The sequence below is a fragment of the Prevotella sp. oral taxon 376 genome, from assembly GCF_003043945.1.
Classification (GTDB): Bacteria; Bacteroidota; Bacteroidia; order Bacteroidales; family Bacteroidaceae; genus Prevotella.
Window position 1 is genome coordinate 999,112 of sequence record NZ_PYXG01000001.1, and the last position, 12,725, is coordinate 1,011,836.

Sequence of the window (12,725 nt, forward strand, 5' to 3'; positions counted from 1 at the left end):
ACAAATTAAAAAAGAGTGAAATAGTTGTAAACTATGCGAAAAAGTTTGTATGTTTGTAGCGCTAACAGAAAATGGATTAATTTATAAATAATACCATGACAGACATGTTATGATTTTTTAATTTACTAAATATGGGAATCTTGTGAAACCAATATATTTGTTTAACCTAAAGTGATAATTTATGGATGAGAATTTGAAGAATCGTTCATTCGGTTTGCCGGAGAGGAGACAGTGGAAAAACCTGTTCGCTGCCTCTTTGTTCCTGCTGGCTCCAATATGTATGTCAGCAGCGGAAAGCAATGCTAATAAAAAAACTGTTGCCATCCAGCAACAGGCGAAAAAGACAGTTACGGGTACGGTCCTCGACGAGACTGGCCAGCCCGTAATGGGAGCTACGGTGGTGGAGAAGGGAAATCCCTCGAACGGAACCGTTACCGATATAGAGGGAAAGTTCACATTGAGGATTAATCAGGAATCCAAGATCTCCGTGAGCTATGTGGGCTACAAGTCGCAGGATGTAACCGTAGTTGGGAATTCTGTGGCTGTAAGGATGGTTCAAGATGCTGAAGCTTTAGATGAAGTGGTTGTGGTAGCTTATGGTGTTCAGAAGAAGAAAGACCTGACAGGCTCCATGACATCTGTAAGGCCTGAGAACATTCAGGTTCAGAATACGACCACCGTAACTCGTGCATTGGAGGGTGCAGCCCCTGGTATTCAAGTGGCGGCAGTGGATGGTCAGCCAGGTTTCGATATGGCGGTGCGTATCCGTGGTGTAAGTTCTACGAACGGAAATAGTTCAGCAGCTCTGATTGTAATTGATGGTGTTGCCCAACAAACTAATTCAGAATGGGAAAACCCATTGTCGCAGTTAGATCCTAACGACATTGCCTCTATTTCTATTTTAAAAGATGCAGCCTCCACGGCACTATATGGTTCTCGTGGCGCTAATGGTGTTGTATTGATTACCACGAAAAAAGGGAAGAGCGGTAAGGCTAAGATTACTTTCGAGAGCCGCTGGGGCTGGAATTCCATAGGAGACTATAATGTAAACTCCATAGACAATGCGGCTACTTATTATGAATATGCCTGGAAGAGCATTTATAATTCCTATCGCTATGGTGTGAACGGAACAGGCTTGCCAGGTATTGATGCCCAAGGATTTCCTTATACTAATGTAAAGAATCCAAATCACACAGATGAAGAAGCGCGCTTATTTGCCAGCCAGCATTTATTTGATTATAATAACAGTGAAACAGCTTTCCAGATGAATGTGCTGCGTAACAATATGGCTTACGATCTACCAGGAGCGATTTATACCAATACAGGTACTGGCACACAATCAAGTTCTACAATGAGTGGTGAGTATTTGATAGACCCTGCTACGGGTAGACTGAATCCTGCGGCTAGACTGCTTTATAATGATACAGCTAAAGACCTTTTATTTAAACATGCCTTTCGACAAGAATATAACTTGTCGGCAAGCGGCGGGACAGATAAAATGCATTATTATTTCTCTCTGGGGTATCAGAATGAGCCTTCTTATTTGAAGTATAATGATTTCCGTCGTTACAATGGTCGTGCTAATATGGATGCACAATTATTCGACTGGGTGAAGGTTGGTGCCAACATCGGTTATTCTAATACAAAGACTCATGCTCAGGCTGGGCGCTGGGGTCCCCGCCAGATTGGTGCGGCTTCAGGTAATGCCATTATGTATGTAAAGGGATGGACTCCCATAGTTCCTTTATATCAGAGAGATAAAGAAGGAAGAATAATGTATGGTGCAAATGGTGATGCGATTTTGAATATTGCCAATAAATCCTATTCTCCTTTAGGGGCTGATAATGTTGCTTATTCTGCATGGACTCGTGATTTTATCTATGAAGCTAAGACGAATCAAGATCGTCAGGATATTGCCTTGTGGACGGGTCGTTTGTTTGCGGAGTTTTCTTTTTTGAAATATTTCAAGTTCAACTTGAATTTTAATATGGATGAAACCAACTGGCGTCGTACTCGTTACATGAATAGTATTGCCGGTCGTGGTGCGCCCAATGGTGGTATCGGTATTCTGACTTATAGTCGGCGTATTATCAATACACAGCAGCTGTTATCTTACTCTCAGGACTTTGGAAAGCAACACCATGTGGATGCAATGATTGGTCATGAGTATGAGGATCTCGATAGGAAGGATGTGAACTTTGGGGCTGCCTATGAAATGATTCCGGGCTATCTGATTCCAGGTAACTTTGTAAGCCGTTATTCTAATATTCCGGCTTTCCCCAATCCAGGATGGTCATTAGCTAAGTTTCGTACAGAGTCTTATCTTGGCCGTGCAAATTATACCTATGCAGATCGCTATTATGCATCAGCATCTTTCCGCCGCGACGCATCTTCTAAGTTTACAAAGGATAATCGCTGGGGTACCTTCTGGTCTTTAGGAGCAGGTTGGAGGATTTCTTCAGAGAATTTTATGGCTAACACCAAGGATTGGCTGGATAACCTTAAACTCCGCGTAAGTTATGGTGTAACGGGTAACTCTAACGGGCTGACCTCTTATTACTTGAATCACACATGGAACTATGGTGTCGCCGCCTGGCAGACCTCTACCAATGGAACTGGTATTCCTAAGACTTTCGTAGTAAATTCCGGTGAACTTGTGCGTGATGACCTTACTTGGGAAAATATTCACCAGTTTGACATAGGAGTTGATTTCTCTTTCCTTAATAGTCGCATAACTGGTGCTATTGATTACTATAATCACTTGACCACAAACTCTCTTTATAACCAGATAGTATCTCCTTTGGCAAATGCGGGGAATGAGACACTCATCAAGAATTCGGCGAAGCTTCGTAATACTGGTATTGAGTTTGAGCTGGATGCTGATATTATTCGTACAAAAGATTGGACTTGGAGCGTTGGGCTCAATGGTACCCATTATCGTACTATATTGGTAAAAGTTCCTGCAAGCCAGATTCCTTATTGGGACGAGACCATTGATCTCCCTAAAGGCTGTTGGACCGCTAACAATGAAGCGATGCTAACCGCAGGTACAGGTCTTGTTGGCGGCAGAGGTATTTTCTATTTACGTGGTGAAGGAAAGGATCTCTTTAATCTTTATATGTTTAAATATGCAGGTGTTGATCAGGAGACAGGGTTGCCAATGTATTGGCATCGCGTAACATATAGAGATGTAACTCCAGACAAAGAGACCGGGGCATATGCACATAATGGGCGTTATAAGCAATATAAACAGGGAGAAGATGTGAAGACTACTGCCTATTCTGATGCCTCTCGTTATGAGGTGGGCAGTGCTACTCCGGATTTTATGGGCGGTATAACAACTTCTGTCCGTTGGCGTAACATAGATTTGGGTATCGTAGCTGCTTATCAGATTGGAGGAAAGTTCTTCTCCACGGAATATGGAAATAATTTGTATAAGGGCTCAGACTTGGTAAGGCAAAGCATGCCTCCGTCGAATGACTTGGTAGGTAATACCTGGACTCCTGATAATACAGGCGCTTATTTTCCGATGCAATGGTTCCAAGGTAATGAGAGCAGCGTGGGATCTCTCCATTATGACGGATCTTGTTTTGGTGGATATAATTATACAGATATGGCTCTGTTTGATGCTAGCTATTTCCGCATTAAAAATGTTACCTTAGGCTATACGCTTCCCAAAAATCTTATAAGAAAAATAGGAATTAGTAAGTTGCGTGCATATGTATCTGCTGATAATGTGTTATTATTCTCTAAGAAGCAAGGACTTGATCCAACTGTTTCTACAATTGGTGGTATGGAAGTGCAGGATATGGCCTATCCACAAATGCAGACCATTACGATTGGTTTGAATATTGAGTTCTAATTAAATATAAAGAATATGAAGATATATAGGAATGTAATCGTTTTTACGGTTCTTGGATTGTCTTTTGTGGCTTGCAGTTCTCGTCTGGATGTTACGGATCCGAATAAATTCACAGACGAAGAAATAAACAAGTATAAGGAAGAATCTGATAAAAATACGGAAAGAGTATTAGGCGGCATGGTCAATGCTATGCCAAACTATGTAAATCTTTACGATGCAAAGATGAATAGGAATTATTCTAATAGCAATGCTTATGAGTCCTCATTTGAATTAAGGCGTTTCGTACAATCGGGTGATGTAATAGAAGGGCGAGAGAGTGATAAAGGTAGTTACACCTTATTCTATCAGAATCATGATAATCTGCCTTATTGGGAAAATGATCAGATTGAGCAAAACTATGGGTACTATATAGGACCGGTATTGAAGATCGCGGCAGCCACGAAACCGTTAGACTGGTTGATTAATGCTAAGACACCATTGCAAAAGGGCTATAAGGCTCGCTGCCTTACCATTAAGGCCATGGGATACATGCAGCTAATGGAGCGCTGGACAGATTTGCAAGATGTTACTTCGGATACGAAACAAGGCTGGCCCATCTATAATAAGTATGCATATAATGATCCTTTACCGCCGTTATCTGTAAAGGAAACTTGGAAATGGTTAAAAGATTCTCTGAAATTTGCAGTAGAGTGTTTTAAGGCTTCAGATATTGGAGTGGGTGGGTATACCATTGGTAATGATGCTGATAAAATCCACGATGTGGATTGTGCTGTTGCCCAATATATTCGTGCCCGTGTGGCTTTAGATATGAAAGACTGGGCTACGGTTATTGAAGCAGCCACAGACTTACTGACTCATTATCCTAATCTTATTAAGGCAGAAGATTATGGAATGAACGAATCTTTGCTTCCATCTGTGGCTGCGCGGGACAAGAATAAGGGATGGATAGGTTCTGACTACAATGCAGAAAAAAACGCCTTCTTCAATCTTGAGAAAAATCCAGAAGCTATTTTCGGGGAGGCAAGAGGTGCTTCTTCTAAGTATTGGGAGTATTTTAACACATTGAAGAGCCGTCTAAACAAGTGTTATCAAATAGACCAGAATCTTTATAATGCCATGTCTGATAATGACTGTCGTAAGGCTTGTTTCCTTTCAAAGCCATTTAAGAATTATTCTGTTTATTCTTATGAAAATGGAGATTCTACATGGTATACCTATGATATTCCCGCATACACCAACTTAAAGTGGGCCGCAACTTCTGCCATTGGCTATACCAATCATGCTAACCACTCCAGTGTCTCAGATTTTATTTACTATCGCTCATCTGCGGTTCTGTTAATGTTAGCCGAGGCATATGCGCAAAATGGACAAGAAGCCGAAGCAAAGACTGTGTTGAATAGGCTATTAGCGGCGCGTACTTTACCTCATAGACCAACCATGACCTGCGACAACACGATGAATGCTATGTCGACTTTGGATATGGTAAGGTTGCAATGGCGTATTGAAATGTGGGGAGAGGGAGATTGGGCTTTCTTCAATCAAAAGCGTTGGGGAACGGTTCCTGTTCGTGGTGCTAATCATTGGAGCATGAAGCCTATATCCCACTATACTTGGGAAATTCCACAGCAGGAGCGTCAAGGGAATCCTTATTGGAATTAGATAGCTATTAGATAAATATTCAAGTGGAAGAGGCTGTGCCCTAACATAAATGTCGAAAGCTAGATATGATTAAACTCTAAATCATGAGCCCGGTAAAATACCGGGCTCATTTCATCCAATTTCGATTTAATGCTTTTATAAATGGGATGTATGACTTAGTATAGGTTCTGGTTATTCTCTAAACTTATCACATGGGGAAAAGCATGTTAAATCTGAATTTTCTGCTTCTTTGATGCTATGGCATTATTCGAACTCCTATACATAAATTTCAGAGGTTCGTATTTATAGATGGGAATATACATAATTCCCCCCGAAAGGTAAATAATTGCCTTTCGGGGGGATATCAAAGAAAAGTTCTAAATTATTGTTGCTATTACTTAACAGCGTCAGCCAATTCAGCACCAGCCTTGAACTTAGCTACCTTCTTTGCAGCAATCTTAATTTTTGCCTTGGTAGCAGGATTGATGCCTTCACGAGAAGGACGCTTTGCTACTGCAAATGTTCCGAAACCTACGAGCTGTACCTTGTCACCAGCAACCAGGGCCTCCTTGATGGCCTCTGTTGTAGCATCCAATGCTTTCTTTGCATCTACTTTGCTTAACCCTGCAATTTCTGCAATCTTTGCAACTAATTCTGACTTGTTCATAATTTTGATTTATTAAATGATTAATTAATGATTAGATGTCATATTTCTGCACAAATATAAGTTAAAGATTTTAGAAAACAAACAAAAAATCAAGAAAAATAAAGAAATCCTCGAAAAAAAGGTGTTTGAAATCCCTTTTTATGTTGATTACGGGATATTTTTTGTAATTTTGTCGCTGTTTTTAGTGTTTGATGATTAAACGGAATTACTCTATATGCGGAATATACCTTTAGTAACAAGGAATTTGCTTATCTGCAATGTATTGATGTTTTTGGTAACATTGTTGTATGGGACGAATGCCAGTGGAGGATTCATTCTCAATGACATCCTGGGTCTGCATTTTTTCATGGCTTCCGATTTTCATATTTATCAGTTGTTCACCTATATGTTCATGCATGGTGGGTGGGGGCACCTTTTCTTTAATATGTTTGCCTTGTGGATGTTTGGCATGGTCGTAGAAAGGGTATGGGGACCTAAGAAGTTCCTTTTCTATTATATTTCCTGCGGCCTGGGAGCTGGACTAATGCAAGAGTTGGCTCAGTATGGCACCTATCTGGTAGAGAATTTTGCTGCTTATCAATATGTTGTTACTGAATATGGTCGGCGCATTGCCATGGGAGATTATCTCAATCTGTGGACTACGGTGGGGGCTTCGGGTGCGATATATGGCATTTTGCTGGCCTTTGGCATGATATTTCCGGATGAAAGAATTTTTATTTTCCCTTTGCCGGTTCCAATCAAGGGCAAATGGTTCGTACTCTTGTATGCGGGCATAGAGCTTGTGTCGGCTTTTGCCTCTCAGGGCGACGGTGTGGCTCACTTGGCTCATTTGGGAGGTATGCTTTTCGGATATCTGATGATTCTTTATTGGAAGAAGCATCCTGCGTCGGGATATGGTCGCTCGAACGGGGAGAGAATTTTTGACAGTATGCGAAACAAATGGGAGCAAAGGAATCATAAAGGCTCAAGGAATACGACTACGCGAGCCGGTTCCGATCAGGATTATAATGTGCGGAAGAAGCAAGAGCAGGAAGAAATTGACCGCATCTTGGACAAGATTCGCAAGAGTGGTTACGATAGCTTGACAAGTGAAGAGAAGCAGAAGCTTTTTGAACACAGCGACCGATAATGTTTAAGCAAATAAAGAAGTTTGCGCTGCAGATGGTGGCGGGTGCTAATATAGCCACCCTTCTGGTAATGTGGTTAATAGGATATTCGGGTCATCTGAATCCTGCCAGTCATGCTTCGTTGTCGAATCTTAATTTAGCCTTTCCGATTTTTTTGCTTCTCAATCTTGCTTTTTTAATCTTCTGGATAGTCTTCAAACTGAAATATGCGTTGATACCCCTCGTGGGATTTATCCTTTGTTATCAACCCGTCAGAGCCTATATTCCCCTGAATGTTCCGAGCGAAGTGCCAGATGATGCCATTAAAGTATTGTCGTATAATGTGTGGGGGTTTGCATATTGGGAAGAGCAGAGCCGGGGGAATCCCATCATACAGTATATTGCGGGCCAGAAGGCGGACATCGTTTGTTTGCAGGAGGCTTCGTGCCCTTCGGAGACCCGAGCCTATTTGGATAAGGTGATAGGGGGGATGTATGAGTATTCTGACACATCCTGCATGAAGAAAGGAGAAAACATACTTGCGATTTACAGTCGTTTTCCTATCGTCCAAAAGGAGAAAATCGTTTATAAGTCAGTAGGGAATCATTCTGCCGCATTCACCTTGAATGTACGCGGGGAGAATGTGGTTGTCGTCAATAACCATTTGGAAACCATGGGGCTTTCAGCTGCTGACAAGGCAAACTTCAAAATGATGATGAAAGGGAAAATGGTAGGCGACAGTGCCAGGCACGAGTCATACCGGCTCATAGACAAGCTTTCTGTTGCCGCAAAGATTCGTGCACCCCAGGCAGAGGCTGTCAGGCAGTTCATCAAGAAGCGCAACTACCAAAGTATTATCTGTGTGGGCGATTTCAACGACTCTCCGCTGTCGTATACCCACAACACGATAGCAGAAGGCCTTGTCGACTGTTATATTGCGACAGGGAATGGTCCGGGTATCAGCTATCACAACTCGGGCTTCTATGTGAGAATCGACAATATCATGTGTTCAGACGACTGGAAACCTTATTGTTGCAAAGTTGATGATAAAATTGCCACAAGCGACCATTATCCCATATATTGCTGGCTAAAAAGGCGACCTAAGCCTTAAAAAATGAAGAATAATGGCTTAAAATTTTCCCAAGTATGAAAATTTGCTTATCTTTGCATGTCTTATATACAATTGAAAAAGAGAAACAAATAAATCAAATAAATAAAACAAAAAATGCAAAACAAAGGAATTGTTATTACAACAGCCATCTTGCTGACACTTGCAAGCATTTTTTATCTGTCATTCTCAGTAGCTACACGCTATTACGACAGTCAGGCTGCAAAGCTTAAAGACCCGATAGCACAGAGGGATTACAAGGATTCCGTCAAGTATTTGGGGATTTATTCTTACCAGAAGTGCTTAGAGACTCAGATTGGTCTTGGTCTTGACTTAAAGGGTGGCATGAATGTCATTCTTGAGATCTCTGTTCCCGATGTGATAGAGACATTGGCGGAGCACAAGAGCGATGTGGCTTTCAAGAAGGCGATGGCAGAAGCTCGCAAGGCTGAGGAAACCAGCCAGAGTGATTTCATCTCCTTGTTTATTGATGCGTACAAGAAAAATGCGCCGGGACACCGCTTGGCCGAAATCTTCGCCACGCAGCGCCTTCAGGGCAAGGTGAGTCCTCAGAGTTCCGACAAGGAGGTTGAAAATGTACTCCGCGAGGAAGTGCAGTCGGCTGTCAACAACTCTTACGATGTGGTTCGTACGCGTATTGATAAGTTCGGTGTCGTTCAGCCTAACATCCAGAAACTGGAAGGTCAGGAAAGCCGTATCATGGTCGAGATGCCTGGCATCAAGGAGCCGGAGCGTATGCGCAAGCTGTTGCAGGGAAGTGCAAACCTCCAGTTCTGGGAGACCTATAATTCCGAGGAAATCATCCCTTACTTTACCCAGATAGACATGCGCCTTGCCAATGGCGCGGAGGCAAAGGATACTGCCGCCGTGGATACGGCTAAAGCCGCAAAGCCTGCCATACAGGAAAAGGATGCGAAATTCCGGCTGAAGAATCAGGAAAACAAGGCGAAGGCAGTTGCTGAAAGCACAAGCGCAGAACTTGAGGCTGCCAAAAAGCAGCATCCGTTGCTCGCTATCCTGCAACCTTCAGGCAGTGGTTCCCTAAGCCTGGTCGGTTTTTCCAATGTGCGTGATACCGCTGCTGTCGACGCAATCATCTATTCCGGGCTTGCACGGCAGATTCTGCCTTCAGATGTCAAGCTGCTCTGGAGTGCCAAGCCAACGGACTTGATCAAGGACAATAAAAATGTATATGAGCTTCATGCCATTAAGGTAACCTCTTCCACGGGTCGTCCTCCATTGGAGGGTGATGTCGTTACCGACGCCTCGGACGAGTTCAATCAGCTGTCCGGTTTCCCGGAGGTTTCCATGACGATGAATTCTGAGGGAGCGCGCCGTTGGGCTGCCCTTACGAAAGCTAATGTAGGTAAGGCGATTGCCATCGTTCTTGACGACGCCGTCTATTCTGCTCCCCGTGTAAACGGAGAGATTGACGGTGGCCGCTCTTCCATCTCTGGAAACTTCACGATAGAGGACACCAAGGACTTGGCTAACACGCTGAAATCTGGTCGTATGCCCGCTCCTGCCCGCATTGTTCAGGAAGAAGTGGTCGGCCCGACATTAGGCGCGCAGTCTATCCAGCAGGGGATCAACTCGTTTATCATTGCGTTCGTGCTGTTGATCATCTATATGCTGGTAATGTATAACATCATCCCGGGCTCCATCGCCGTGGGCGCCTTGCTCATCAATGTGTTCTTCACGCTGGGTATCCTCACCTCGTTTCAGGCCGCCCTTACCATGTCGGGTATTGCCGGTATGGTGTTGTCATTGGGTACGGCTGTGGATGCCAATGTGCTGATCTATGAGCGCATCAAGGAGGAACTCAGGGCTGGTAAGGGCATGAAGCAGGCCGTTCAGGCTGGTTACAGCAACGCGTTCTCTGCCATTTTCGACTCTAATGTTACCTCGGCCTTGACAGGTATCATCTTGCTGTTGTTCGGAACAGGGCCTATTCAGGGCTTCGCCACGACATGGCTGATAGGTATTGCCTGCTCATTCTTCTCGGCTGTGTTCCTGACTCGTCTTGTTTACGAATACAAGTTGAGTAAGGAGAAATGGCTCAACCTGAAGTTCTACACTCCGCTTTCTGAAAATATGATGCAGAATACTGACTTCAAGTTCATGTCGATGTATAAGGTTACCTTCATGGTAGCGGCCGCGGCTCTCGTCATTTTCTTGGGAAGTCTCTTCGTGCGAGGTCTTGACCAGAGCATTGACTTCACTGGCGGCCGTAACTATGTGGTGCAGTTTGAGAAGTCAACTACGCCCGAGCAGGTGCGTGCGGTGCTTGATGATGCTTTCCCGGGTTGTACGAATGGTGCGCTCTCATTGGGAACGGACAATAAGACCATCCGTATTTCCACCAATTATAAGATAGAAAGTAATAACCCGACGATTGACGACGAGGCAGAGTCAATGCTATATACGACATTGAAAAAGCATGGCATGGTGAGCCAGAAGAGCGTGGAGGACTTCAAGAACCCCGATATCCGGCAAGGCGGCTCCATTATCAGTTCTTCAAAGGTAGGTCCGTCGGTAGCCAAGGATGTTACCTATGGTGCGATCATCAGCGTCATTGTCGCCTTGGTTGCCATCTTCCTGTATATCTTGCTGCGTTTCCGCAACATCGCGTTCTCGCTCGGCTCTACGATAGCTTTGACCCTTGATGCCATTACCGTGATTGGCTTCTTCTCGCTCCTGAAGGGATGGCTGCCGTTCTCGTTGGAGGTAGACCAGACATTCATTGGTGCCGTGCTGACGGTCATTGGTTACTCCATCAACGACAAGGTGGTGGTGTTCGACCGTATCCGCGAGAACCTGAAACTGCACCCGAGGGAAGATTATCAGATTGTGTTCAACAACTCCATCAACCAGACTTTGGCTCGTACGATCAATACATCTTTTTCTACATTGATCGTGTTGCTCTGCATTCTTTTCCTTGGAGGGAAGAGCATCCAGCCGTTTGCGTTCGCAATGACACTGGGTGTCGTGTTCGGCACCATCAGTTCCATCTTCATCGCGTCTCCGATTGCTTATCTCGTGCTGGGTCGCAAGATACGCAATCGTGCGGGCGAAGTTACGGAGCGTTAATCCGGGAAGACGATTCTCGTTAAGAGAAAGAATAAGAAAACAGGCCCTGCACATGTGTGTGGGGCCTGTCTGTTGCTGTTTGCAGGAAGATTACAAGCAGTGTGTAATAGGATTACAAGCAGTGTGTAATGGGATTACACGCATCGTGTAATAATGTTTGTGTTCGCTTTCGCGTTTCCTCGAAATAGAAGATGGCGGCGGTCAAAGACATCCGGACTGAGCACATCGACGCTCAGCGGCAGCTGTCGGAGCCGTGCGCTATACATGAGAAATCTCCTGTTGGATGGAGGAATAGAACTGCTCGATCACATCCAGCATGTCGCCGGGGAGGTATTCATAGGCTTTTTCTATGAGTTCCTCGGGTATTTCGTAGAATGCTTCGGCCATGCTTCCGCAGATGGCAGCTTTCGTATCGGTGTCGCCTTTGGCAAGGACGGCGATGCGAATGGCGTCTTCGAAGTTCTGGCTTTCCAGGAAACAGCGGATGGCATAGGGGACGGTTTCCTGGCAGGTAGCGTCGAAATGGCCCTCGTCTCCTATCTTGTAGATGTCCTTGAGGGGAGGGAGCGTGTAACCGAAGTTATGCCTTACGGCACTTTCTATTTCTTCCTTGGTCATGCGCACGGTGCGAAGCCAGTAAATGACGGTGGCCACGCACTGCGCTCCCTTTACGCCCTCGCGGTGAGCATGGCTTACCATGGCCGAGCGTTCAGCCTCTCTCAGCACTTCGTGATAGTCGTCGAAGAGCCATCCTATGGGGCTTACGCGCATGGCCGAGCCGTTTCCGTAGGAGCTGGTGGGGTGCGAGTGGTCGCTGTTCAGCCAGTGATGAAACATGTTCCCATAGCCTCCCATGGGGTCTGGATAGCGGTGGCACCAGTCAAGCAGGGAGTCTTTATAGGGGCGGCTGTTCAGTATGGCGTCGGCAATGGCAATGGTGCAGACGGTGTCGTCGGTGTAGTTGCATTGGGGAGCAAACAGCTCAAATCCCTCGACAGGTTTCTCATCGAATTCGAAACGCGAACCTACGATATCTCCTATGATGGCTCCCAGCATGGTCGTAAAGATTTACAAGTTAGAACAAAAAATGGTGATCCCACCGAGAATCGAACTCGGATCAAAGGTTTAGGAAACCTCCGTTCTATCCATTTAACTATGGGACCTAACCATTTGCAAAGGTAATACTTTAACATTAAACTTCCAAAAAACTATCTGTTTTTTTCTTTCTGCGTT

The 12,725-nt window shown here is 44.6% G+C and carries 7 protein-coding genes and 1 tRNA gene; 5 read left to right on the forward strand and 3 right to left on the reverse strand.

Features of this window, described 5'->3' with window-relative positions; genetic code table 11:
* Nucleotides 1-181 precede the first annotated feature (181 nt).
* Nucleotides 182-3,862, forward strand: coding sequence for a TonB-dependent receptor (locus C7120_RS04405; protein ID WP_107620517.1), 3,681 nt, complete (start codon nucleotides 182-184; stop codon nucleotides 3,860-3,862).
* 15 nt (nucleotides 3,863-3,877) lie between these two features.
* Nucleotides 3,878-5,521, forward strand: a complete 1,644-nt coding sequence (locus C7120_RS04410; protein WP_107620518.1) for a RagB/SusD family nutrient uptake outer membrane protein — start codon at nucleotides 3,878-3,880, stop codon at nucleotides 5,519-5,521.
* Nucleotides 5,522-5,894: 373 nt separating this feature from the next.
* Here the strand turns inward: C7120_RS04410 and C7120_RS04415 are convergent, their stop codons facing one another.
* Nucleotides 5,895-6,167: an HU family DNA-binding protein gene (locus tag C7120_RS04415; protein WP_107620519.1), complete on the reverse strand. Its 273-nt coding sequence runs from the start codon at nucleotides 6,165-6,167 to the stop codon at nucleotides 5,895-5,897.
* Between the two features lie 214 nt (nucleotides 6,168-6,381).
* Between C7120_RS04415 and C7120_RS04420 the strand changes: the two genes are divergently transcribed.
* The 3 genes from C7120_RS04420 (at nucleotide 6,382) to secDF (ending at nucleotide 11,492) form a co-directional block, all read left to right on the forward strand.
* The gene (locus C7120_RS04420) at nucleotides 6,382-7,296 is read left to right on the forward strand and encodes a rhomboid family intramembrane serine protease (RefSeq protein WP_107620520.1); all 915 of its coding nucleotides are present in this window, start codon (nucleotides 6,382-6,384) and stop codon (nucleotides 7,294-7,296) included.
* Nucleotides 7,296-8,384, forward strand: coding sequence for an endonuclease/exonuclease/phosphatase family protein (locus C7120_RS04425; protein WP_107620521.1), 1,089 nt, complete (start codon nucleotides 7,296-7,298; stop codon nucleotides 8,382-8,384). The genes C7120_RS04420 and C7120_RS04425 overlap by 1 nt, the downstream gene beginning before the upstream one ends.
* A 114-nt stretch (nucleotides 8,385-8,498) precedes the next feature.
* Complete coding sequence (gene secDF / locus C7120_RS04430) at nucleotides 8,499-11,492, forward strand: protein translocase subunit SecDF (protein ID WP_107620522.1); 2,994 nt, start codon at nucleotides 8,499-8,501, stop codon at nucleotides 11,490-11,492.
* Between the two features lie 258 nt (nucleotides 11,493-11,750).
* Here secDF and C7120_RS04435 read toward each other — a convergent pair whose 3' ends face one another.
* Both C7120_RS04435 and C7120_RS04440 read right to left on the reverse strand, forming a co-directional pair.
* Nucleotides 11,751-12,548 (reverse strand): ADP-ribosylglycohydrolase family protein, encoded by a 798-nt coding sequence (locus C7120_RS04435; protein ID WP_107620523.1) that lies wholly within the window; start codon nucleotides 12,546-12,548, stop codon nucleotides 11,751-11,753.
* 32 nt (nucleotides 12,549-12,580) lie between these two features.
* Nucleotides 12,581-12,655: transfer RNA gene (locus tag C7120_RS04440), tRNA-Arg, on the reverse strand.
* Between the last annotated feature and the right edge of the window lie 70 nt (nucleotides 12,656-12,725).